Source organism: Psychroflexus gondwanensis ACAM 44, assembly GCF_000355905.1.
Lineage (GTDB): Bacteria > Bacteroidota > Bacteroidia > Flavobacteriales > Flavobacteriaceae > Psychroflexus > Psychroflexus gondwanensis.
Map to the genome: position 1 here is coordinate 55,030 of NZ_APLF01000005.1, position 26,110 is coordinate 81,139.

The 26,110-nt window shown below is 36.9% G+C and carries 14 protein-coding genes, 1 tRNA gene and 3 rRNA genes; 5 read left to right on the plus strand and 13 right to left on the minus strand.

Annotated features, from left to right (window positions below):
* Window positions 1-2: 2 nt before the first annotated feature.
* From PGOND44_RS05930 to PGOND44_RS05945, 4 genes are all read right to left on the minus strand, one after another.
* Window positions 3-1,811 carry an acyl-CoA dehydrogenase family protein gene (locus PGOND44_RS05930; protein ID WP_003438375.1) on the minus strand — a complete coding sequence of 603 codons (1,809 nt, stop codon included), beginning with the start codon at window positions 1,809-1,811 and terminating at the stop codon, window positions 3-5.
* Between the two features lie 17 nt (window positions 1,812-1,828).
* Entirely contained in the window at window positions 1,829-3,016 is a 1,188-nt protein-coding gene (locus PGOND44_RS05935) for an acetyl-CoA C-acyltransferase (protein ID WP_040555840.1), read from the minus strand.
* A gap of 114 nt (window positions 3,017-3,130) precedes the next feature.
* The gene (locus PGOND44_RS05940) at window positions 3,131-5,536 is read right to left on the minus strand and encodes a 3-hydroxyacyl-CoA dehydrogenase/enoyl-CoA hydratase family protein (protein ID WP_003438378.1); all 2,406 of its coding nucleotides are present in this window, start codon (window positions 5,534-5,536) and stop codon (window positions 3,131-3,133) included.
* Between the two features lie 14 nt (window positions 5,537-5,550).
* Complete coding sequence (locus PGOND44_RS05945; RefSeq protein WP_003438381.1) at window positions 5,551-6,000, minus strand: MarR family winged helix-turn-helix transcriptional regulator; 450 nt, start codon at window positions 5,998-6,000, stop codon at window positions 5,551-5,553.
* A 608-nt stretch (window positions 6,001-6,608) separates the two neighbouring features.
* On the opposite strand from PGOND44_RS05945, the gene PGOND44_RS05950 reads away from it, so the two are divergent.
* From PGOND44_RS05950 to rrf, 4 genes are all read left to right on the plus strand, one after another.
* Window positions 6,609-8,131: ribosomal RNA gene (locus tag PGOND44_RS05950) — 16S ribosomal RNA — on the plus strand.
* Between the two features lie 105 nt (window positions 8,132-8,236).
* A tRNA-Ala gene (locus tag PGOND44_RS05955) sits at window positions 8,237-8,313 on the plus strand.
* A 481-nt stretch (window positions 8,314-8,794) separates the two neighbouring features.
* Window positions 8,795-11,642, plus strand: a 23S ribosomal RNA gene (locus tag PGOND44_RS05960).
* Window positions 11,643-11,785: 143 nt separating this feature from the next.
* Window positions 11,786-11,894 (plus strand): 5S ribosomal RNA (rrf, locus tag PGOND44_RS05965).
* Together the 16S, 23S and 5S rRNA genes with 1 tRNA gene alongside form the textbook arrangement of a ribosomal RNA operon.
* Window positions 11,895-11,965: 71 nt before the next feature.
* Here rrf and PGOND44_RS05970 read toward each other — a convergent pair.
* From PGOND44_RS05970 to tsaD, 6 genes are read right to left on the minus strand one after another with little or no spacing between them, the layout of a single operon-like run.
* Window positions 11,966-13,174 carry a THUMP-like domain-containing protein gene (locus tag PGOND44_RS05970; RefSeq protein ID WP_003438383.1) on the minus strand — a complete coding sequence of 403 codons (1,209 nt, stop codon included), beginning with the start codon at window positions 13,172-13,174 and terminating at the stop codon, window positions 11,966-11,968.
* Complete coding sequence (locus PGOND44_RS05975) at window positions 13,149-13,664, minus strand: TrmH family RNA methyltransferase (protein ID WP_003438385.1); 516 nt, start codon at window positions 13,662-13,664, stop codon at window positions 13,149-13,151. Before PGOND44_RS05975 ends, PGOND44_RS05970 begins: the two co-directional genes overlap by 26 nt.
* A 3-nt stretch (window positions 13,665-13,667) precedes the next feature.
* The gene (locus PGOND44_RS05980) at window positions 13,668-14,312 is read right to left on the minus strand and encodes a DUF4159 domain-containing protein (protein WP_003438389.1); all 645 of its coding nucleotides are present in this window, start codon (window positions 14,310-14,312) and stop codon (window positions 13,668-13,670) included.
* Entirely contained in the window at window positions 14,309-15,010 is a 702-nt protein-coding gene (locus PGOND44_RS05985; protein WP_003438393.1) for a 16S rRNA (uracil(1498)-N(3))-methyltransferase, read from the minus strand. The genes PGOND44_RS05980 and PGOND44_RS05985 overlap by 4 nt, the downstream gene beginning before the upstream one ends.
* On the minus strand, window positions 15,011-15,628 hold the full coding sequence (locus tag PGOND44_RS05990) for a peptidylprolyl isomerase (protein WP_003438398.1): 618 nt from the start codon (window positions 15,626-15,628) through the stop codon (window positions 15,011-15,013).
* A gap of 12 nt (window positions 15,629-15,640) precedes the next feature.
* A complete protein-coding gene (gene tsaD / locus PGOND44_RS05995; protein ID WP_003438401.1) occupies window positions 15,641-16,666 on the minus strand; it encodes a tRNA (adenosine(37)-N6)-threonylcarbamoyltransferase complex transferase subunit TsaD in 1,026 nt (341 codons plus the stop codon).
* Between the two features lie 93 nt (window positions 16,667-16,759).
* Here tsaD and PGOND44_RS06000 point away from each other — a divergent pair, with 93 nt between their 5' ends.
* Entirely contained in the window at window positions 16,760-21,226 is a 4,467-nt protein-coding gene (locus PGOND44_RS06000) for a translocation/assembly module TamB domain-containing protein (RefSeq protein ID WP_040555842.1), read from the plus strand.
* Here the strand turns inward: PGOND44_RS06000 and PGOND44_RS06005 are convergent.
* From PGOND44_RS06005 to PGOND44_RS06015, 3 genes are read right to left on the minus strand one after another with little or no spacing between them, the layout of a single operon-like run.
* Window positions 21,219-22,943, minus strand: a complete 1,725-nt coding sequence (locus PGOND44_RS06005; RefSeq protein WP_003438406.1) for a sodium:solute symporter family protein — start codon at window positions 22,941-22,943, stop codon at window positions 21,219-21,221. The genes PGOND44_RS06000 and PGOND44_RS06005 overlap by 8 nt on opposite strands.
* A gap of 4 nt (window positions 22,944-22,947) precedes the next feature.
* Window positions 22,948-23,331 carry a Rid family detoxifying hydrolase gene (locus PGOND44_RS06010; protein ID WP_003438407.1) on the minus strand — a complete coding sequence of 128 codons (384 nt, stop codon included), beginning with the start codon at window positions 23,329-23,331 and terminating at the stop codon, window positions 22,948-22,950.
* A 5-nt stretch (window positions 23,332-23,336) separates the two neighbouring features.
* Window positions 23,337-26,069 (minus strand): putative LPS assembly protein LptD, encoded by a 2,733-nt coding sequence (locus PGOND44_RS06015; RefSeq protein ID WP_003438408.1) that lies wholly within the window; start codon window positions 26,067-26,069, stop codon window positions 23,337-23,339.
* Window positions 26,070-26,110: the final 41 nt, after the last annotated feature.

Below are 26,110 nucleotides of genomic sequence, written 5' to 3' on the forward strand. Positions count from 1 at the left end.
GTTTAGACTGCATATTTGTTATCTTCTACAATCTTATCAGCAATAATATTTCTAAGTTCAACGATGTTTGGGTAGTTTTCATACTTCGTGAAACGCTTTAATCCCATGAGCATCATTTTTTGTTCATCACCTTCGGCAAAGGAAATAATACCTTCTTTAGCTTTTTCATTGATTTTATCAACAGCTTTATAAAGTCTCAACTTAGCCATAGCGATTTGAACTTTTTGAGTTTCTTCACCATAACGCTTTGCGTTTTTTTCTACTCTCAATATAGCTGATTCTGCCATATATGTTTCAATTAAAATGTCAGCAGAAGCTAATAAGAGCTGTTGATGTTGGTCTAATTCCTCACCATACTTTTGAGCTGCACTTCCAGCAACCATCAAAAACACCTTTTTCAATCTCTTAAGCATAGCTTTTTCTTCAGCAAGAAACTGAGTGTAGTCTGGAGTATCAAAAGATGGAATACCAGTTAATTCATCAGCCACAGCTTTTGCTGGTCCTAATAAATCTACATGTCCTTTCATTGCTTTTTTAACTAGCATACCTACAGAAAGCATTCTGTTAATCTCATTGGTACCTTCATAGATTCTTGAAATTCTCGCATCTCTCCAAGCAGATTCCATAGGGGCATCTGCAGAGAATCCCATACCTCCATAAATTTGAATACCTTCATCTGTACATTTTTGAATGTCTTCAGAAACTGCAACTTTAAGTATAGAACATTCGATAGCAAATTCTTCTACACCTTTTAGTTCGGCTTCTTGATGTGAGCTCCCATTTTCCTTTCTTAAGTTAATTCTGTCTTCAATATTTTTTGAAGCTCTGTAGCTTGCGGCTTCATCTGCGTAGATAGACATTGCCATTTCAGCTAATTTAGAACGAATAGCACCAAATTTTGAAATAGGAGTATCGAACTGTACCCTTTCGTTGGCATATTCTACTGCTGAAGTTAAGACTCTACGTTGAGCATCTAAACATGCAGCAGCAAGTTTAATTCTTCCAACATTGAGCGAATTCATAGCGATTTTGAAACCACCGTCACGTTCGCCTAGTAGGTTTTCTGCTGGCACTTTAGTCTCGTTAAAAAAGACTTGGCGAGTAGAAGAGGAGTGGATTCCCAACTTTTTCTCTTCATCACCCATGGAAATTCCATTCTCTAAATCTTTTTCTACAATAAATGCAGTGATATTTTTATCGTCCTCGATTCTAGCAAAAACAATAAATATATTGCAGAAGCCTGCATTAGAGATCCACATCTTCTGACCTGTAATCTTGTAATGTGAACCATCCTCAGATAAGACAGCTTTAGTTTTTCCTGAATTTGCATCTGAACCTGCTCCTGGTTCAGTTAGACAGTAAGCTCCAAACCATTCTCCAGTAGCAAGTTTTGGAATATATTTTTTCTTTTGCTGCTCAGTACCATATAAGGTAATAGGTAAGGTTCCAATTCCTGTATGAGCACCAAAAGCCGTAGCAATAGAACCTGTAGCACCTGAAATGTAATCACATACCAACATCGTAGATACGAAATCCATTCCTAGCCCACCATATTCTTCAGGAACTGCAACGCCAAGAAATCCAAGTTCTCCAGCTTTTCTCATGATTTCTTCCGTCAAGTCGTAATTCTTTTTCTCGAATTCTTCCTTTTTAGGCCATATCTCTCTATCTACAAATTCCTTTACAGAATCTCTCATCATCTTTTGCTCATCAGAAAAATCTTCTGGAGTAAAAACGTCTTCAGCCTTAGTTTCTTTTACGATAAACTGACCACCACGGATCATGTCATCAATTTTTTCTTTAGTTTCCATTTCTCTTTTTTTAGATTTTAATATACTTCGTAAATTCCAGCAGCACCTTGGCCTGTTCCTACACACATGGTTACCATAGAATATTTGTTTTTTAAATTTCTTTTTTTCATTTCATCAAAAATTTGCACAGATAATTTAGCTCCTGTACACCCTAAGGGATGCCCCAAAGCAATGGCCCCTCCATTAACATTGAGAATATCTTTATTGATACCCAATTCTCTGATAACAGCTAGAGACTGGGAAGCAAAAGCTTCGTTGAGCTCTATCAGCTCCATGTCTTCCAATTTTAAACCGGCTTGTTTTAAAGCTTTAGGTATAGCTTTTACAGGACCTATTCCCATGATCCTAGGCTCAACACCAACAGTGGCATAACTTACCATCCTAGCGACTGGTTCAAGATTTAATTCTTTAACCATGTCTTCGCTCATGACCATTACAAAAGCTGCACCATCACTCATTTGAGAAGAATTTCCAGCAGTAACACTTCCACCTTCTTCAAAAACAGGTCTCAATTTGTTTAAAACCTCTTCAGAAGTATCTGCTCTCGGACCCTGATCTTGATCTACGGTGTAAGTTTTAGATTGTTTTTTTCCATTAGAATCTACAAAGATGTCTTCAACTTCTATAGGAACGATCTGGTCTTTAAAACGGTTCTCTTGTTGAGCTTTCACCGCTTTTTGATGAGAATGGTAAGCAAATTCATTTTGATCTTTTGCGTTAATCTTATATTTCTCTGCTACAGCTTCCGCGGTTAATCCCATTCCCCAATAATAACTTTCATTTCCAGCTTTAGCCGTTTCATAATTGGGTACAGGTTTATAACCTCCCATAGGGATATAACTCATGCTTTCTGCACCACCTGCTATAATACAGTCTGCCATTCCACTTTGTATCTTGGCCGATGCCATGGCAATAGTTTCAATTCCAGAGGCACAATATCGATTTACAGTCACTCCAGGTATTTCCTCAGTTTTTAAGCCCATAAGAGAAACCAACCTCCCCATGTTTAAGCCTTGTTCTGCTTCTGGCATAGCATTACCAACCATGACATCATCTATTCTAGATTTATCAAATTCAGGTAATTGCTTCATCATGTATTCTATGGTTTCTGCGGCCAAATCATCTGGTCTCTTAAAACGAAACACCCCTTTAGGAGCTTTTCCTACTGCAGTTCTATATCCTTTTACTATATATGCTGTTTTCATTTTCCTATCCCTAACCCTTTCCGGAGGAAAGGGGATTTTAATGGGTATTTTTTTAGTTAATATTTTAAATTTAATCTTTCCAAGTCTTCCCTTTGGGAAGATTTAGATGGGCCTTTAGTTTCTCAAAGGTTTCCCTTTTTTAATCATATGTTGTAAACGCTCTAAGGTTTTTCTCTCGCCGCAAAGCGATAAAAAGGCTTCGCGTTCTAGATCCAAAAGATACTGCTCAGAAACATAGTTAGCTTCAGAAAGATCTCCTCCAGACATGACGTAAGCCAACTTATTTGCAATTTTTTGATCATGTTCACTGATATATTTACCAGCTTTCATTTGATCCGTTCCAACCAAGAAGGTCCCTAGTGCTTGTCTACCAAGAACTTTAATATCATTGGTTTGGACGGGTTGGCTGTATCCATTTTGAGCCATGAGTCTTGCCTGTTCTTTAGCGACAGCCAATTGGCGGTCTCTACTTACGACAACTATATCTTTCCCTCTTTCAAGAATATTTAGATCATAGGCTTCATGCGCAGATTTGGCAACTTTAGCCATTCCTATGGTCAAGAAATTTTCACGAAGTCTATTCAGTTCTACATCATCTTTCTGAAAAGTTAAAGCAGCTCTACGAGTCATTTCTTTGGAACCTCCACCGCCAGGAATAACCCCTACGCCAAATTCAACTAATCCTATATAAGTTTCAGCGTGAGCTACAACTTTATCGGCGTGCATGGATAATTCACATCCGCCTCCAAGTGCCATTTGATGGGGAGCTGCTACTGTTGGTATAAAGGAGTAGCGCATTCTCATCATTGTGTCTTGAAAATATTTAATGGCTGCATTTAATTCTTCATACTCTTGTTCTACAGCAAACATGAAGATCATTCCTATGTTTGCCCCAACTGAGAAATTATCACCGGTGTTTGAAATAACAACTCCGTCATATTCTTTCTCTGCAATATCCATAGCGGCGTTTATACCATTAAGCACATCGCCACCTATAGAATTCATCTTACTTCGGAATTCAATGTTTAGAATTCCATCGCCTAGATCTTCAGCAACTAAATCTTTATTACTGAAAACCTCATGGCTTTCTCTAATATTATCAAGGATGATAAAAGCATCTTGACCAGGTATTTTCTGATGAGATTTTTGATCTATATCATAAAAATAAGTTTTACCTGATTTAATATTATAAAATGAGTTTTGATTCGATTCTGAAAGCTTATGTATCCAATCAGCAACCTCAAAGCCTTCATCTTTCATCAATTGTATTCCTTTGTCTAAGCCAATAGCATCCCAGATTTGAAAAGGACCATGCTGCCAGCCAAATCCAGCTTTCATAGCATCGTCTATCTTATATAAGGTATCAGTGATTTCTGGAATTCTATTTTGAACGTAAGCGAATAAAGCTGCGAAATTTTTTCTGTAAAACTCACCTGCTTTGTCCTTACCCTCAATTAAGACAGGAAACCTGTCTGCAACAGCATCAATCGATTTCGTTTTTTCTAAAGTGTCAAATTTTGCAGATTTTCTGTCTCTATATTCCAAGGTTTCCAAGTCCAAAGATTTAATATCGCTGGAACCATCATCATTTCTTATTTTTTTGTAGAAACCCTGACCTGTTTTGCTCCCCAACCACTTATGTTCCATCATTTTTTCGATGAAACTTGGTAGTTTAAATAAGTCATGTCGCTCATCTTTAGGAACGTTATCATACAATCCATTAGCAACATGAACCAAGGTGTCTAAGCCAACAACATCTACAGTTCTAAACGTTGCAGATTTTGGTCTTCCAATAACTGGTCCAGTGAGTTTATCGACCTCTTCAATTGTCATATCCATATCTTTTACCATATGAAAAAGACTCATAATACTGAAAATACCAACTCGATTACCAATAAATGCAGGAGTGTCTTTGGCAACGACTGTTGTTTTACCAAGAAACTTTTCACCATATTCATTCAAAAATTCTAGAACTTCTTTTGAAGTATCTGGTCCTGGAATGATCTCGAGTAATTTGAGGTACCTTGGTGGATTAAAAAAGTGAGTACCACAGAAGTGTTTCTTAAAATCGTCACTTCTACCTTCAGTCATAAACTTTATAGGAATTCCAGACGTGTTCGAAGAAATCAAAGTCCCAGGTGTTCTATGTTTTTCAAGGTTTTCAAAAACTTGTTGTTTAATGTCTAGTCTTTCAACAACAACCTCAATAATCCAATCAGCATCTTTAATTTTTGAAATATCGTCTTCTAGGTTACCAGTTTCAATTCTCTTTGCAAAATCTTTATGGTAAATAGGAGAGGGGTTTGACTTGAGTGAAGTTTGCAAAGCATCATTCACAATTCTATTTCTAACACTCGGATCTTTTAAAGTTTTTCCTTGTTTTTCTTCCTTCTCAGTGAGTTCACGAGGAACAATGTCCAACAGGAGGACTTCTACTCCAATGTTCGCGAAATGGCAAGCTATACCGCTACCCATAATGCCGGAACCAATCACTGCGACTTTTTTGATTCTTCTTTTCATATCCGTTTTTAAATTTATGCTTGTTTATTATTGATGAAAATCATTTTTTCTGAAATGAGTTCATTGATTTTATCAGTCACTTTTATAAATGTGTTTAAATCTTCTTCAGAAATATTATCCTTTATGGCTTCATTAAATGAGAGTACTACATATTTGGAAAATTCCCTCATCTCTACCCCAAATTCTGTAAGATATATAAGGACGCTTCTGCCATCGTTTGGATTTTTTTCCCTAGTAATCAATCCTTTTGTTTCCATAGTCTTTAAAGTTCTAGACAAACTAGTAGATTCAACACCCATTTTAGGCCCTAAAGCTGTCGATGGAGTGCCGTTATCAGGGTCTATACTTAATAAAGCAAAGCCTGTAGCCATGCTGCTTCCTTTTTTATTTGCTTCTTCATTATACATTTTAGTTACAGCAATCCAAGTTGACCTTAATATATAATCAATCGTTTTTTCTTTCATAATCTATTGTAGATATCAAATATATATAAATTTATTATGCATGCATAGTAAATTTATTATTTTCTGTGAACTTTTTTACTAAATCATAATTTTTCTTTTGTCATAACCCTAAGGGAAAGAGCCCCTTACTCTTTTTATAATTTTTTCTTTAAAGAAACTGCTTCATTTATTTGGTTAGAAGGGAAAAAAGGTTGTAGTTTTGCACCCCGCTAATTGAGGTATTGAGAGGGTCACACAGGGAGAGAGGAAGAGTTATTAAATTGAGGTGTAGTACTTGTGAGATTGGGATATAAGTTTTAGTTGTTTCCCTTTATTTTGGTTATGGACGTTCATTAAAATAAGATTTAATTTTTTTCGTAAAACCACTTGTTAGATTAAAAATAAGTATTAGTTTTGCATCCGCTTAGAGAAGCACACGAGTTTAAGGCCTTTGATACGGTTTAAACGACAAGAATTAAAAGTTCATTGACATATTGAATTGACAGCACAAATAAGAGATTATTTGTAGAATTAGAAACATTAAGATTATACTTTAAGATTAGAGTTGATTCCTGAGAATAAGATGTAAGAGTCGAATTTGAGAAAAGCGTTAAGATATATAAGATTTAACGATGAAGAGTTTGATCCTGGCTCAGGATGAACGCTAGCGGCAGGCCTAACACATGCAAGTCGAGGGGTAACATTGGTGCTTGCACCGATGACGACCGGCGCACGGGTGCGTAACGCGTATACAATCTACCTATTACTAAGAGATAGCCCAGAGAAATTTGGATTAATATTTTATGGTATTATCGATTGGCATCAATTGATAATTAAAGGTTACGGTAATAGATGAGTATGCGTCCTATTAGCTTGATGGTAAGGTAACGGCTTACCATGGCAACGATAGGTAGGGGTCCTGAGAGGGAGATCCCCCACACTGGTACTGAGACACGGACCAGACTCCTACGGGAGGCAGCAGTGAGGAATATTGGACAATGGGAGCAATCCTGATCCAGCCATGCCGCGTGCAGGAAGACTGCCCTATGGGTTGTAAACTGCTTTTATACGGGAAGAAAAAGGTTCACGTGTGAACTGTTGACGGTACCGTAAGAATAAGGACCGGCTAACTCCGTGCCAGCAGCCGCGGTAATACGGAGGGTCCAAGCGTTATCCGGAATCATTGGGTTTAAAGGGTCCGTAGGCGGGACAATCAGTCAGTGGTGAAAGTTTGCGGCTCAACCGTAAAATTGCCATTGATACTGTTGTTCTTGAGTGCTTGTGAAGTGGTTAGAATGAGTAGTGTAGCGGTGAAATGCATAGATATTACTCAGAATACCGATTGCGAAGGCAGATCACTAACAATTCACTGACGCTGATGGACGAAAGCGTAGGTAGCGAACAGGATTAGATACCCTGGTAGTCTACGCCGTAAACGATGGTTACTAGCTGTTCGGACTAATTGCGGTCTGAGTGGCTAAGCGAAAGTGATAAGTAACCCACCTGGGGAGTACGTTCGCAAGAATGAAACTCAAAGGAATTGACGGGGGCCCGCACAAGCGGTGGAGCATGTGGTTTAATTCGATGATACGCGAGGAACCTTACCAGGGCTTAAATGCAGTTTGACAGGGGTGGAAACATCTTTTTCTTCGGACAAATTGCAAGGTGCTGCATGGTTGTCGTCAGCTCGTGCCGTGAGGTGTCAGGTTAAGTCCTATAACGAGCGCAACCCCTTTGTTTAGTTACCAGCATGTAGTGATGGGGACTCTAGACATACTGCCAGTGTAAACTGTGAGGAAGGTGGGGATGACGTCAAATCATCACGGCCCTTACGTCCTGGGCTACACACGTGCTACAATGGTAGGGACAGAGAGCAGCCACTGGGTGACCAGGAGCGAATCTACAAACCCTATCACAGTTCGGATCGCAGTCTGCAACTCGACTGCGTGAAGCTGGAATCGCTAGTAATCGCATATCAGCCATGATGCGGTGAATACGTTCCCGGGCCTTGTACACACCGCCCGTCAAGCCATGGAAGCTGGGGGTACCTGAAGTCGGTCGCCGCAAGGAGCCGCCTAGGGTAAAACTAGTAACTGGGGCTAAGTCGTAACAAGGTAGCCGTACCGGAAGGTGCGGCTGGAATACCTCCTTTTTTAGAGTATTGCATCTGATAAGATGTAATAGACGTTTTTTTAAAGGGAATCAAAAGACTTTAGTAGTAAAGTAGATTTTGATGTTTCTAGTTGTCAATTTAATAGGGGGATTAGCTCAGCTGGCTAGAGCGCCTGCCTTGCACGCAGGAGGTCATCGGTTCGACTCCGATATTCTCCACCACAGTGGAAAGAAAATGATTTAGGTCATCGGTTCCCCCGAAGCATCGGGGCGATACTCTCCACTAAAGTTTCCTCGAAAGCGGAAATCTCTAAAGTACTAGTAATAGTTCTGAAGAGATGTCCACTTAAACTTGGATACGAAACGTTCATTGACATATTGAAGATATATAAGAATACGAGAGTATGAGAATTTTTACTTCTTTTAATTAAGGAGTAGGAAAAGTCGTATTGGTAAATTGCAAAAACAGGAATTAGCTATGAAGACAACAGACATTACCTTATAATATAAAACAAGTAATATCTAATTGGTTTTAGATATTATAACGATTTCTAAGGACTTACTTTAAGGGTAAGTGTTTTAGAGGTAAACGTTCATTGACATATTGAAGATATATAAGAATACGAGAGTAAGAGAATTTTTACTTCTTTTAATTAAGGAGTAGGAGTACTTTAGAGTAAAATAAATAAATAATTATCGAATAGATAAGCTTATTAAGGGCGTATGGGGGATGCCTAGGCTCTCAGAGGCGACGAAGGACGTGACAAGCTGCGAAAAGCTGCGGGGATTAGCACATATGAATTGATCCGCAGATATCCGAATGGGGCAACCCACTATACTGAAGGTATAGTATTCCGCAAGGAAAGCGAACCCGGTGAACTGAAACATCTAATTAGCCGGAGGAAGAGAAAACAATAGTGATTTTGCTAGTAGCGGCGAGCGAACGTGAAACAGCCCAAACCAGTACTGTTACGGCAGTACTGGGGTTGTAGGACTACAATATCGTGATTAATAATGAACCCGAATACTTTGGAAAGAGTTCCCATAGAAGGTGACAGGCCTGTAGGGGTAAGATATTAATGATGTAGTAGTATCCTGAGTAGTGCGGGGCACGAGAAACCTTGCATGAATCAGCCGGGACCATCCGGTAAGGCTAAATACTACTGAGAGACCGATAGTGAACCAGTACCGTGAGGGAAAGGTGAAAAGAACCTTGAATAAAGGAGTGAAATAGACCCTGAAACCATACGCTTACAAGCGGTCGGAGCCCCGATAACTATCGGGGTGACGGCGTGCCTTTTGCATAATGAGCCTACGAGTTACCACCGTTAGCAAGGATAAATAATTCAGTTATGGATCCGTAGCGAAAGCGAGTCTGAATAGGGCGATTAAGTTAGCTGTGGTAGACGCGAAACCGTGTGATCTACCCTTGGGCAGGTTGAAGCTGTGGTAACACATAGTGGAGGACCGAACCCGTTGACGTTGAAAAGTCTTGGGATGACCTGAGGGTAGGGGTGAAAGGCCAATCAAACTCGGAAATAGCTCGTACTCCCCGAAATGCATTTAGGTGCAGCGATTAAATAGTTTTATAGAGGTAGAGCTACTGATTGGATGCGGGGGCTTCACCGCCTACCAATTCCTGACAAACTCCGAATGCTATAAAATGTTTTTAATCAGTGAGGGCATGGGTGCTAAGGTCCATGTCCGAGAGGGAAAGAACCCAGAGCATCAGCTAAGGTCCCAAAATATATACTAAGTTGAACAAACGCGGTCAGACTGCTTAGACAGCTAGGATGTTGGCTTGGAAGCAGCCATTCATTTAAAGAGTGCGTAACAGCTCACTAGTCGAGCGGTCAGGCATGGATAATAATCGGGCATAAGTATATTACCGAAGCTATGCTTTTACAATTAATTTTGTAAGAGGTAGGGGAGCATTCTAAACAGCGCAGAAGGTGTACTGTAAGGTATGCTGGAGCGTTTAGAAAAGAAAATGTAGGCATAAGTAACGATAATGCGGGCGAGAAACCCGCACACCGAAAGACCAAGGATTCCTCAGCTATGCTAATCAGCTGAGGGTTAGTCGGGGCCTAAGGCGAACCCGAAAGGGGTAGTCGATGGACAAGCAGTTAATATTCTGCTACCTGCTTTAAATTAAACGAGACGGAGAAGGAAATCTAGTGCGTGCAGACGGAATTGCACGTTGAATCTACTGTAAGGTAGAGATAGTACACCAAAGCTACGGTGGCGGTGATAATCTAGAGGCCGTTCTTCCAAGAAAATCAATTAAAGCAGCCCGTACCGTAAACCGACACAGGTAGTTGGGATGAGAAATCTAAGGTGCTCGAGAGATTCATGGCTAAGGAACTAGGCAAAATGGGCCCGTAACTTCGGGAGAAGGGTCGCCCCCACTTTTGAGTGGGGGCCGCAGTGAAGAGGTCCAGGCGACTGTTTATCAAAAACACAGGGCTCTGCTAAATCGAGAGATGCAGTATAGGGCCTGACACCTGCCCGGTGCTGGAAGGTTAAGAGGAGATGTTATCTTCGGAGAAGCATTGAATTGAAGCCCCAGTAAACGGCGGCCGTAACTATAACGGTCCTAAGGTAGCGAAATTCCTTGTCGGGTAAGTTCCGACCTGCACGAATGGTGCAACGATCTGGACACTGTCTCAGCCATGACCTCGGTGAAATTGTAGTATCGGTGAAGATGCCGATTACCCGCTGTGGGACGAAAAGACCCCGTGAACCTTTACTATAGCTTAGTATTGACTTTGGATAAGTGATGTGTAGGATAGGTGGGAGACATTGAAGCGGCCTCGCTAGGGGCAGTGGAGTCATTGTTGAAATACCACCCTTTACTTGTTTGAAGCCTAACCCCAACTTTTGTTGGGGGACATTACTTGGTGGGTAGTTTGACTGGGGTGGTCGCCTCCAAAAGAGTAACGGAGGCTTCTAAAGGTTCCCTCAGCACGCTTGGTAACCGTGCGTAGAGTGCAATGGCATAAGGGAGCTTGACTGAGAGACCTACAAGTCGATCAGGTACGAAAGTAGAGCATAGTGATCCGGTAGTTCCGCATGGAAGGGCTATCGCTCAAAGGATAAAAGGTACTCCGGGGATAACAGGCTGATCTCCCCCAAGAGCTCACATCGACGGGGGGGTTTGGCACCTCGATGTCGGCTCGTCACATCCTGGGGCTGGAGAAGGTCCCAAGGGTTGGGCTGTTCGCCCATTAAAGTGGCACGCGAGCTGGGTTCAGAACGTCGTGAGACAGTTCGGTCTCTATCTACAGTGGGCGTTAGAAATTTGCGTGGATCTGACTCTAGTACGAGAGGACCGAGTTGGACAAACCTCTGGTGTACCAGTTGTTCCGCCAGGAGCATTGCTGGGTAGCTACGTTTGGAAGGGATAAGCGCTGAAAGCATATAAGCGCGAAACCCACCACAAGATGAGATTTCTTTAAAGGATCCCCAAAGACGATGGGGTTGATAGGTCACAGGTGTAAAGGCAGTAATGTCATAGCCAAGTGATACTAATTATCCGAAGAGCTTATCTATGAGACGATTATTACTTTATTATTACCCTTGACTTTACGTCTTGTTATATATCTTTAACTATGTCACGATATTAGAATTCCCGCAACAGCTGGAACTTTACTTATAAAGATAATTGAGAACTACTCAATTACCTTTAATAGCTTAAGGTGGTTATAGCAACGGGGCTCACCTCTTCCCATTCCGAACAGAGCAGTTAAGCCCGTTAGCGCCGATGGTACTACATACTGTGGAAGAGTAGGTCGCCGCCTTCTTATACTAAACCCTTCTTTACTTAACGTAATGAAGGGTTTTTTTTTGTTTGTATATGTTTGAAACATAAAAATTAAGACATGAGTCTTGTCGCTTCTATGACTCTATTCCCTTCAATTGTCTTTGCAAAAATTAAATAGTCGCTTTTACCTCCTATAGTACACTTAAGTTTCTTTTGTAGCTCATCTGTGTTTAGCTGGAAGTTTTTACTAATGAGATTAACTTGGTTACCTTTAATAACCTTCCTTATTTTTTTGTAGTTAATCGACTCGATTGTCTTTACCTTATAAATCTTGCCAGGAATGCTTAAAATCCTTTTGTCTGAAGTATATAGATTTGTGTGCTGTTCTAATTTCTTCAAGTTATATCTAATTCCAATCATATCATTTATTCCCGATTTCATAATGCCTGAATCAAACTCGTATAGGTATTTACAACACACAGATAATTCTATTCCATCTAATTCTATTTTATTTTTATCTATTGAAATATATGAATACTTTTTTTTCGTTTGATAGTTAAAAATTTTTATAATCTTCGAATTTTGTTTTCTCCAATCTATAATCCAAAGCAACTCTTTAACCTCATTTTTTACAGAAATAATATGTACTTCTTTTACTCCTATTAACTCCTTATATCCCATGTCTAAATCATACATAGGAGATGTTTTGAGCATTAATTTTTCTGATTTCTCTTCTATTACTTTTAAATGGTCAATTATATTAGGAAGTGAGTCCTTTAATTGAAATACTTTTGTGTTTTCATTTCTTCTGGATGGATCTATATAGATCCAATTATAGACTTGACTGTTTTTTTGTAACAAGTCTATTGAGTCTTCATTCGTTATTTCAAAATTATCGACCTTAAAAACTTTAATATTATGTTTAACTATTTTGCATAATTCAGGATTTAGTTCTGTATATATTAAAGTGTTGACTTTTTTTGAAAAGTAATATGAATCTATACCAAAACCGCCAGTCATGTCTAAAAGATTTTGACCTGAGACCAGTTTGGATTTATGTAAAGCTGTAATTTCTGAAGATGTTTGCTCTAGATTAAGCATTGGGGGATAAACAACTTTCTCATTTTTATACCAATGAGGAAGTTTCTTTTTTGCTTTTTTCTTACCAATTATTTGATTTACAATATCTTTAATATCGATATGCTGAAAAGGACTTCCTTTAAGAATCAAATCAGGAATCGATTTATTGATATTTTTTTCTATAAACCTACTGACTTCTGGTTTAGTAAGTTCTTCAAATCTTTTCTCTTCTAATTTCATAAAGAGCTATTCCTAAGGTTTGGGCAACATTTAAGCTTGAGTTTGTGCCAAGCATTTTAATATGATAGTTTTTATCTAATCTATTAAGAGTTTCGCTATCAAGACCTGATTTTTCATTTCCTAGTACAAGGAGAACAATACTGCTTACATTTCCTTTATAAGACGTCATATTTTCACTGTTTTCTGTAATTTCAATTCCAATGGTTGTCCCTTCAAATGTATCTAGTAGACTTATTTTATCTTCATAAAAACAAATATTTAAATTGTTCTCTGTAGATCTTGAGGTTCTTTTAAAACGGTTACTTCTTAAATAGTCTCTGTTGGACTCATGAACCCAAATATTTTTAACTCCAAATGCCTCAGCATTCCTGAAAATACTCCCAAGATTAGCTGGACTGTCTAATCTCTCTAGTAGTAAATTGATTTCACTACAAACTCTTTCCTTGGTATTGAAATTCGTTTCGCTATGTGTTAACTGTTTATCGGGCATATTTCAATATAGGAAAGCATATTTAATAATATTAGCGCCCATCTTTAATGCCTTAAGGCGTACTTGTTCAGGATCGTTATGAACAGATGAATCTTCCCAACCATTTCCTAAATCACTTTCATAAGTGAATAAAACCATCAACCTTCCTTTATCATCTTCAATTCCAAAAGCCTGTGGGGGCTTTCCATCGTGTTCATGAATTTTAGGTAATCCATTTTCAAAAATAAATTTAGTTGAAAATATAGGATGATCTGAAGATAATTCTTTAAATGCTTTATTCGGGAATACTTTTTTTATTGCTTTTCTGAAATAAGGGGATAACCCATAATTATCATCGGCATGGAGAAAACCTCCACTCAATAGATAAAGTCTTAAGTTTTGAGCGGCTTCATCCGAAAAGAAAATATTTCCATGTCCTGTTAAATGTACAAAAGGATAGTTAAATAATTCTGGATCCTCTGGTTTTACCTCTTCTATGTTTTCGTTAATATTAGTATCTGTATTTGAATTTACGAACTTAACAAGATTTGGCAATGATGTAGGGTTGCTATACCAATCGCCGCCACCATCATATTTTAATAAAGCTATATCCTGAGCATAGATAGTTATAGAAAAAAATATAAAAAGGAAATAAATTATCGACTTCATATTGATCTAATTAGATTCACAGTATGACAGGCTACTATACCCGCCGTTTCCGTTCTTAGTCTTGCTTCAGACAAAGAAATGGGAATAAACTGATATTTTAATGCCTTTTTTATTTCATCTATAGAAAAATCTCCTTCTGGGCCTATCAAAATCAAGTTATCTCTATTTGCTGCTTCAAATAATTTTTCTTTTTTTTCATCTTCACAATGTGCAATCATTTTCTTCGACTTCACATCCATTTCCATGAAATCGCTAAAAGAAACCATGGGGTTCAATATTGGCAACGTATATTTTAAAGATTGTTTCATAGCTGCTTGTAGGACCTTTTCATAGCGCTCTGCTTTAATTCTTCGTCTTTCGCTATGATCACATAACAAGGGCGTTATTTCATCAATTCCAATCTCAGTAGCCTTTTCTAAAAACCATTCAAACCTGTCATTGGCTTTAGTCGGTGCAATAGCAATATGAAGTCGGAAATTAGGTTTTTTTTCCTCGATAATGGTTTTTACCTCTACTTTACATTCTTTAGGGTGATTGCTTATCAATATCCCTTCAGCGCAGATTCCTAAACCATTAGTAACATATATTTCTTCACCAATTGCTTTTCTTAAAACTTTAGAAATATGTCGGCTTTCCATTGCATTTATAGAAATACTGGTAGCTGAGGAGTCAAAATTTGGTTCGTAAAAGAGTTGCATTTACAAAGGTGTTTCCAAGACTAGAATTTCTTCGATGAGTATGGGAGAATAACTTTTTGATATAAGGTAATACCAATTTTCAGATATTAGATCGACTTTAAAAGTTTCGTTAGCTACACGCATACTTGACAAGGCTGCATCTTGGAAGCCCTGGGGAACGCTCCTTTTTTTGAACCATCCAGAATCTCCTCCTCTATTTTTACTCATGTCCATAGAATACATTTGCGCTAAAGTCGGGAAGCTATATGTTTTGGCCATTTGAAGTATTTTATTTCTTTGTTTCTCTATATCTTCATACTCCAGTTCACTACCATCAAAGAAAATGTAATTGAGCCTATAGTGCTCTACATTTACCTTTTCAAGAACTGTGAGTTTCTTTTTATTAGCTTTATTAAGCTTAATAGATTGCCCAACTTTTAAATTGAATAACTTACTTGCTAACCTAGAGTTATGCTTTTCTTTATTAAATATAGATAAACTTCCTTCTGATTTATAGTCTGCGATTTCTTCCTCTGATAATCCAAAGTCATCAAAAATAGTACGGTTGTATTGGAATAAATTGTTTTGAGCATTCAACTGAAATGTTGCAACAATTAAAAACAGGACTAGTATTTTCATAAAACTTAATCTTTAAATGGTATATCTTGCTTTGGATGCCGACGATAAGTCAGCGAATTCATTATTTTGATACTTTAAGTATCCTACAATCCCTATCATCGCTGCATTATCTGTGCAAAACTCAAATTTTGGGATAAAAACAGTCCAGTTGTCCGTTGTTTGTTTTTTGACTAGAGCTTCACGTATTCCCGAATTAGCAGAAACTCCTCCTCCAATAGCAACCTGTCGTATTCCAGTCTCTTTAACAGCTTTCTCGAGTTTTGATATTAAAATATCTACTACTCTATATTGAAAAGAGGCACAAAGATCTTCAATATTATTTTCTATAAAAACAGGATCTTCTTTAACTTGTTTTTGTAAAAAATAAAGCACAGAGGTCTTTAAACCACTAAAACTAAAGTCTAAGCCTTTTACTTTTGGTTTAGCAAATTTGAATGTTTTTGGATCTCCTTGTTTTGAAAGTTTATCTATTTCTGGTCCAGCAGGGTAGGGAAGATTGAACATTTTTCCACATTTATCAAAAGCCTCACCAATCGCATCATCTAAAGTCTCACCAAGGACTTCCATGTCGAAATAGCTTTTCACATTTACAATTTGTGTATGTCCACCACTAATAGTAACTCCTAAAAACGGAAATTCAGGAGGTGTTGGATGGGTGTCTGCAATAAAATGAACAAGCAAATGCGCTTGCATATGGTTCACCTCTATTAAAGGAATATCCAATCCAAGACTTAAAGATTTTGCAAAAGAACTTCCTACCAATAGTGATCCCATTAAACCTGGGCCTCTTGTAAAAGCAATTGCAGACAGCATATCTTTAGTTATTCCTGCAACTTTCAAAGCCTGGTCCACTACTGGAACTATATGTTGTTGGTGTGCACGAGAGGCTAGCTCTGGGACAACACCTCCATATTTTTTATGAACATCTTGTGTAGCCACAATATTGCTAAGGACTTTATCGTTACAAAAAACAGCTGCTGATGTATCGTCGCAAGAAGATTCTATGCCCAAAACATATGTTTTTTTGGATTCTGGCATGATTTAGTTCCTATTATCAAATTAGTCTAGCAAATCTAAATAAATTTGTGGCTTTCTAAAGAGCATTTAGGATTAGTATTTGATATATATTTGATGAAAAATATAGAGTTAAGAGTGTTTAAAAAGATTTGGAATTTTACAAAAAAATTATTTACAGCAATTATTCTTTTGCTATTGCTTTTAGTTTTAATCTTTTTAATCCCTCAAATACAGTCTTATTACGCTAAAAAATTAACCACCTCTTTCAACGAGTCTTACAATACCAACCTTTCCATTAAGTCTTTAAAGATTAATTACAAGGGTAACATCGTATTAAACGACCTATTGTTGAGGGACGACTACGACGATACTATCATATATGCTAAGACTTTATCCACATCATTGATTAATATTGCTGGATTCTCCGATAATGATATTCATTTTTCAAACACTGAATTTGATCATCTTATATTCAAATTAAAACAATATAAAAATGAAGATGAGGATGAATTTTCTAAATTTCTAGAAAAATTAATTGATTCTACATCTTCTTCAGATCAACCTTTTCAGTTTAAAATTAATAGAGTTCTCGCCTATGATGGAGAATTTATCGTCGAAAATGAAAATATAAGTAGCAGTCCTACTTTTTCTATTCAAAATCTAGATTTTAATCTCTCCAATTTCAAACTTTATGGACCTAAACTCAATCTTAACTTGAGGCGTATGTCTGGTATTTTAAAACAAGGAATTATTGTTGAAGATTTCAGTACTGTTTTTGAATATACTCCCAGTCAAATGGTCTTTCAAAATTTATATTTAGAGACTCCTTATTCGCAAATAAAAGGTCAACTTCAATTTAATTATGAGAGAGAGGATTTAAAATATTTTTTTGATGAAGTAAATTTAAAGGCCACTTTTAATAATTCTACTCTATCGAGTACAGACCTTAGGCGGTTTTATGATGGTTTCGGCTATGGACATCAAATCTCTTTTAATGGAAATGCCAATGGACAACTCAATAATCTTAATCTAGAATCTTTAAGATTAAAGGGCCTAGCACAGACAAATTTCTTTGGCAGTCTTAAGTTGATAAATTCTTTTGGTGATGCTCCTTTTGCATTAGAGGCTTCTTCCGTTGATTTGACGACCACTTATGGAGATTTGATAGAATTATTACCTAAAGATTTAAAACCAAACCTACCAGACTTTTTTAAAAAACTAGGTAAAACCAAGTTATTAGGTAAAATAGATTTATCAAAAGATAAACTAAGCACTATCCTAAAAGTAAATACAGAGATTGGGGAGGCCTCCATAAATTTAAACTTCGATGATTATCAAAATCCAAATGCAGTAAAATATGCTGGTTTTGTTGATGTATCAGGTTTTGATTTAGCCTCTTTTTTTGATACAAACTCTTTGGGCATAACCTCTTTCAATCTGAATGTAAAAGGATCTGGATTTACAAAAGAGTCCCTTAATACACTTGCTTTAGGAAAGATTAATTCTATAGTTGTCAATAATTATAATTACAAAAATATAGAACTGAATGGAAATTTAAAGGCACCCTATTTCAATGGAAGCCTAGAAAGTTTAGATCCCAATTTTCAATTCGCGTTTGAAGGTTTGTTAGATGCTTCTGGTGAAGAAAATATATTTGATTTTAGGGCAGATATTAACTATGCGGATCTTTATGCTTTAAACATTGTGAAAAGGGATACTGTTGCTGATTTTAAAGGCAACCTCAATGTAAATCTAAAAGGTAATTCCATAGATGAGCTTAAAGGTCAACTCAAATTTAATTCTTTTGAATATAAAAATCAATTAGATAGTTTTCAATTCGAAGAACTTACCGTTGTGTCCTCATTTCAACAAAATCAACAAACAATAACCATAGATAGTCCAGACGTTATTAGCGGGAAATTAGTCGGTGATTTTAAATTAACAAAGTTGCCCGAGCTCTTTTCTGAAGCTATTGAGAATCTCTATTTCAGAAGCGAAGAAGATCCATCCAAAAATTATCAATATATCGATTTTGATATTGACATCTACAATAAAATTGTGGAAGTCTTTTTCCCCGACATTGAAGTCTCTGCAAACACCTTTATAAGAGGCTCAATTGATGCTAGTGAAAACGACTTTTCTCTAAATTTCAGGTCACCTTTAATAGGGGTTTATGACAATACCTTTGAGAACATAAACATCCAAATCGACACTAATAATCCTTTATATAATTCTTATGTTGAGATCGAAAACATATTGACTTCTTATTATGATATCAATGATTTCAATATGATCAATGTGAATTTGAAAGACACCTTGTTTGTAAGAACAGAATTTAAAGGAGGTCAATTTCAAAAGGATAATTACAATCTTAGTATCTATCAAACTTTGGATAGCGAAAATAAATCAACCTTTGGTTTTAAGCGGTCTAGCATAGTTTTTAACGATAATCTTTGGTTTATCAACAAGAAATCTAATACAAAAAATAAAGTTGAAATAGAAAGGGGGTTTAAAAACTTCAATATTGATTCTATTTCATTTTCGAGTGGAAAACAGGCGATGCTTTTGAACGGGATTTTAAAAGATTCTACCTTCAAGGACTTGAACCTTAAATTTGAAGATGTTGAATTGGCGGATATTATTCCAAAACAAGACAGTATAACTTTTGAGGGAACTGTAGATGGAAGTCTAGACATCTATCAAAAAGATAATATTTACAGTCCAAACCTAAATCTTGTGATTGATAAATTCAAATTTAACTCCATTCCTTATGGACAATTCTTGCTGAAGGCTAATGGGAATAAAGACTTAAGTTCTTTTGATATCGTTTCTGAACTCCAATTGCAAAATGAGTCCTTGTTCAAAGCTGAAGGTTCAATTTTTACGGAAGAAAACAATCAATATTTTGATGTAGACTTAAATTTCAACAAACTTGATTTGCAATCGTTTAATGTTTTTGGAGAAGATGTCATCTCAAACATTAGGGGTCTTGCATCAGGAGAAATAGATGTTAGTGGTAAAATTCAAAATCCTTTTTTCAATGGAGAGTTAAGATTACATAAAGCGGGGATGAAAGTTCCATATTTAAATGTAGACTTTAATTTTGATGCTAATTCAAAAATCAGATTTGATAATAAAGCGTTTATCTTCGACAACATTGGGCTTACAGATGTAAAATACAAAACGAAGGGTGTTTTAAGTGGTAAAATCACCAATCGTGAATTTAAAAATTGGAATCTCGATCTAAATATTTCCTCTGATAATTTGGTTGTTCTTGACACCGATTTCAAAGAAGGTAATTTATATTATGGAACTGCATTTATAGATGGTAACGCTTCTATTAAAGGTCCCTTGGACGAAATAGAAATAAACGTACAGGCAAAAACACAAAAAAATACGGTGTTTAAAATACCCCTGGATGATTCAGAATCCTTGGGAGACAATTCCTTCATTTACTTTTTGAGCTTAGAAGACAAACTCTCCAAAGAAGCTGGCCGAGAAATACAATTGAAAGAGGTTAAGGGTTTAAGTCTTACTTTTGATTTGGATATAACCAGAGATGCTGAAGTTGAAATCGTAGTCGACCCGACCAATGGAAGTAGTTTAAAAGGAAGAGGAGCAGGAACTTTGCTTATTGAGATTAACACTAACGGGAAGTTCAAAATGTATGGTGATTTTGTAGCTTATGAGGGAGAATATAATTTTAAATACTCAGGGTTGGTTCAAAAACGCTTTGAAGTTGTTCCGGGTTCTAACTTAACTTGGAATGGAGATCCTGTTCGCGCTAATATAGATGTTCAAGCAAAATATGTGACGGAAGCCAATCCGGCAATTTTACTTGAAAACCCAACAGTGAATCGTGAAATCCCTGTGGAAGTTATTATTAATCTCGGAGGTCAAATTGTTCAACCAAATATTGAGTTTAGCTTAAATTATCCCAATTTATCTTCTGTTGTTAAAAGCGAGTTGGAATATAGAGTACAAGGCAGAGAAAATACTGAATTACAAGCTTTGTCTTTAATTACTCAAGGTACATTTTACAGTCAGGCAGGACTTGGGCAAAATGCTATTACAGGGAACCTTATTGAGCGAGCTTCAGGGATTGTGGATGATATCATCTCAGAAGATGATAACAAATTTAAATTAGGGCTCAATTACCAACAAAACGACAGAAGTCTTACCCAAAATAATTTGGCAGATAGAGTAGGACTTTCCTTGAGGACAAAAATATCGGATAGAGTTTTAATTAGCGGTAGATTTGGTGTTCCTGTGGGAGGAGTCTCAGAATCTGTAGTTTTTGGAGATGCTGAAATTAACTTTTTGTTGAATGAAACTGGTAGTTTACGTGCCAACGTTTTTAATAGAGAAAGTGATATTCAGTTTATAGGGGAGGAGCTAGGATATACTCAAGGTATTGAGCTTAGTTATACTGTAGATTTCGATACTTTTAAGGAATTGATCAATAAGATTTTGAACGAAGACTACGAGAAGAGGAAAAAAAGTAAAACAATTATTGAGGATAGTGAAGCTATCGAATTACCTTCCTATATTAAATTCCCTTCCAATAGACCCTCTAATTGATTATTCGTTTCCAGTTTGCAATCAATATTCCTATAGACAATAGGCATATACTTGAGGCGATTCCAAATAATAAAAAATCTTTGTAGATAAGGTACCCTGTTGCGAATAGAGCAGCATAAACTCCACAAACTCCACAGGCAAATCCAATAAATTTATATTTAAAGTTTTTATATTTATTGGAGCCATCATAAATCCTTTCTTCAAAAGCTTTTATGGTACCCTCGTCAGTTGGTTTTGTAAGTAAACTTACTGAGACCCAAACAATGGTAGTCACTACAACTCCAAATATAAGCTCAACGTAAGATTCTATGTCCCATAGAGCGAAAGATTTGCCAATAAAGAAAACAACGGCAATTATAAATGAGGACAGCATTGCTGCAATTTCACTGTACGGGTTTATTCTGTTCCAAAACCATCTTAAGATAAAAAGTAAACCTGTTCCAGCTCCAATTTGGAGTAGTAGGTCAAAAGCTTCTTTTGCTTCTTCCAAAACAAGTGCTAATAGTGCGGAGCAAATCATCATGACCAAGGTGGAGAGTCGTCCAACTAGGACTTTATTAAATTCTGAAGCTTCAGGTTTTAAGAATCTTACGTAAAAGTCGTTTACAACATAGCTACTTCCCCAGTTTAGATGAGTTGAAATTGTACTCATGAATGCAGCAATCAAAGAGGTGACCACAAGTCCTAAGAGACCCGATGGCAAATACGATAACATTGCAGCATAAGCCAAATCATCTTTGATGTAATTTTCATCGAGATTCGGAAATGCAGCGGCCAAACTTGAAAGATCTGGAAAAATGACAAGAGACGCTAGGCCAATTATAATCCACGGCCAAGGTCTTACAGCGTAGTGAACTACAGTAAAAAGCAAGGTCGCCAAAGTGGCATGTCTTGTATTTTTAGCTGCCAGCATTCTCTGCACGATATAACCACCACCACCAGGTTCTGCGCCTGGATACCAAACACTCCACCATTGAACAGCGAGAGGAACAATAAGAATTGGGATGTAAACTTCTGGATTAGAAAAATCTGGAAACAAAGAGGTTTTGCTTTGAACTTCAGGAATAGAAAGTAATTGGTCAATTCCGCCAATTTCTGGCATTTGTACAATGTATATGGTAGCCCAAACACTTCCAGTAATAGCTATTGCAAATTGAACAAAGTCTGTAAGGATAACCCCTTTGAGGCCACCGAGCATGGAGTAGAGAACAGTTATGGAACAAGATACGACCAATGATTCAACAGCAGAAAAATCGAACATGACGTGTCCAATTTTAATAGCCGCTAAACAGACGGTGGCCATGATCACAATATTGAAGAAGACGCCTAAATAGATGGCTCGGAAGCCTCTTAAGAATGCAGCGCTTTTTCCACTATATCTAAGTTCGTAGAACTCTAGGTCGGTAGTTATTTCACTTTTTCGCCAAAGTTTTGAATAAAAAAACACCGTTAACATACCTGTTAATAGGAAACTCCACCATACCCAATTGCCATAAACACCGTCGTTTCTCACAATACCAGCGACAAGGCCAGGAGTGTCTGCAGCAAAGGTTGTAGCCACCATTGAGATTCCCAACAACCACCACGACATGTTCCTACCAGAAAGGAAAAAGTTTTTAGCACTCTTTCCACTTTTTTTGGAAACATAGATACCAATCCCTAAGCTTATAACAAAAAAAGCAATAATAATACTCCAGTCTACAAAGCTTAGTAACATAATGCTATTTATTATACGCGATAAAACTGATCTCTACATTAGCATTTTTAGGTAATTTGGCGACTTGTACGGTTTCTCTTGCGGGAGCCGTATCTTCATCAAAATAGCTGCCGTAAGTAGCATTAATTTTTGAAAAATCATCCATATTGGATATAAAAATGGAAGCTTTTATAACATGATTGAAATCCATTTTTGCAGCTTCTAATATGGCTTCTAGACTTTTCATAACCCGGTGTGTTTCTATTTCAATAGAGTCAAATTGGGTTTCTCCTGTCTCTGGATCAATTGCAATCTGTCCGGATGTATATAAGAATCCGTTGATGAGCACAGCTTGATTATAAGGTCCAATTGGAGAGGCTGCGTGCTTTGTTTTAATAATTTCTTTCATAATGATTATTGTAAAGTTCTATCTCGTTCTCTGTTTCTATCGTATTTCACATCTTGTAAAATATTGGATTTAATACCTATAAAGAAAAACCAGGATCTACGCACCCCAAATGGAGTCCAGTTAAAACTCATTTGCCAACTCTTTAAATCTTTAGCAAATCTTAACTGTGTAAAAGAGAATCCCTTATTTCTCAAATCATAACCAGAGGACACACCAACATTCCAAGTAGGGGATAATTCTACATCTCCAGAAAACATAATCGAGTGGGAGCTTATTTCATTCTCCCTAGCAGTGTTAGAGTAGGTCATGGTGTATGATAAATTCAGATTCCAAGGAATAGCATAGTTGTAAAATTCATTTTCATCACTCACTGGTTCTTTGTCTGGATTTGGACGATTCAGCATCTCACTAGTTCCAAAAAGATCATCGGGTCTCCCTCCGTTAAGATAGCTTTCAGAGTCAAAATCCTCTTCTTCCTCTTCTTCTCCTTCTTTTTTCTGAAAATCTTTGTTCGATAAAGAATAACTAAAACTGGCATTACCTCTAGTCAATCTGAATAAACTTCCTCCGTTATTAATATTGAGTTTATCTATCCTTCTATTGTTGCTATTCAAAGCATACATGTCTAGAGTACCTAAAAAGTTGATGGCCAGTTTATCTTGGACAATTGGTAAGGTTCCTCTTAAAGAAAGTGGGCTTAAATTGAGAGAGTCTGTAGCAAAATTATAGTTGGTGCTTATTCCGAAATTACTAAGGAGCATCACTTTTTTAAACCGTTCGTCACCGGAGAGAGTAGAGTCTTTTTTACGAACTTTAGCTTCCAAATCATTGGTAATATTGAAAGACATACTACTAGAAAATTGATTTCCTGGAGCTCCGTTCAGGGTACCTTCAAACCTAGAATATTCAACTACTTCATCTTCTAGGCCAGCAATTCCTGTTCTTACATACTCATCATAATATTGGTCGAAAGCTGGGTTTATATTATAGGAAACGGAAGGTCTAATAACATGCCTTATAGCTTTAATTTTGTTATCATCTCCAAAAGGAAACATTCCATAAACTGTTGTTCCTACTGAGGTTGAAAAGTCATAAGTTCTATAGGAATCAAATCCAGTGATTGTATCCCTTTCTACTTGGCGCAGCTGCTCGTCAAAGCGTTGTTCAAAAGTTTTGAGGGTCCATACCTCATTGTAATTGGCACTTGTACTAACACTAAAATGATCAAATATTTTGAAGTTAGTAGAAATAGGGATAGTATGCCTTGCCCCAACATCCGCTCCCTCAAACATCTCAGGTTGAAAGAAAAGGGAGTCTGTAGTGGTTATTCTATTTTCTGCTCTTACGTTATACTGAAGGTTTATATTTTGGATAGCCCCCTTTTTGGTTCCATTATTAGGTTCAAAAGGAAAAATCCTACCAACACTAAATTGGAGAGTGGGTAAAGTCAGGTTGATGACTTCGGTATTGGTATTTTGGTTATGGGTTGCTGAAATGTTCAAATTCATACCCAGCTCTCCTTCAAATGATTTTGAATACGATACTGAAGAATTCAATGTGTTGTTCAAAAAATTACCAGTATTATTTTGATTTACAGATTGTTGATAGTAATCACTCGAGCCTAGATTTACAGAAGCCGAAAATCTTGAAGATGGATTTGATTTTTGATCTTGGCTGTGGCTCCACCTTAAATTATAAACAGTGGTTTCGCTAAAATCTGGAAAACCGCGTTCTTCCAGAAGCAATTTTTCATATCTAAGGGCAATATTTCCATTGAATCGATAACGGACATTATAATTGCTTTCTAGCCGTAAACCGTAACTTCCATTGGTGTAATAATCTCCTTGCACAGCTAAATCTGCATTATCACTTATCGCAAAATAATAACCTCCATTTTGAAGAAAGAATCCTCGATTTCTGTTCTCTCCATACGAGGGTATAATAAATCCAGACGACTGTTTATCTGTTAAAGGGAAATACCCAAAAGGAAGCCCTAGAGGAGTTGGAACATCGGCGATATACATGTTTACAAATCCAGTAACAATTTTGCTATCAGGGACGAATTTTATTTTTCTGGCGAAGAAGTAATAATCCGCATCGTCAACATCTTCTGCAGTTGTAAATTTAGCATTGGCCAGGTAATAAATGGAATCATTCTGTCGTTTTGAAATTTCACCCTTTACTTTAAAGCCTCCTTGTTCTGTCCTAGAATTGAAGACCAAGGCCTTTTGCGTTTTGAAATTAAAGATTAAACTGTCGGGTTCTATAAGGTTGTCTCCTTGTTTAAAGGTGGGCATTTGAGTGTATGCCCCAGTGGAATCGACAATACCAGCAGCAAAAACTTCTTGACTTTTATTATCAAGTATAATTCTACCAGCAGTTATAACCATATCACCATAAATGACTTCGGCTTTATTATATAAATACATCTTATTTTCCTTCCTAGATAATCTTTTGTAATCTTTTGCAAAAGCATCTACTACATCGGTAAGGGTTTCTCTTTTCTTGTTGACTGTAGTTTGTGGAAGTGTGTCTCCTATAGTAAATCTTATGGTTTGGGTTAAAGAGTCTACTCGATTTTTAATGAGATAGCCCAAATCTGAGTCCTTAGAATCTTTTTCTTGTCCATACAGGCCAAAGTTGATAAAAAGTCCTATCAAAAAAAGTATGTGAAGTAAGTTTGTACGCAATGCTTTTGTACTATTTTTGTAAAAGTGGCCTATGTTTTGAAGCCTCAAAATTACATTTTATTTTTATGCTACCTATAAAACTTTTAAAT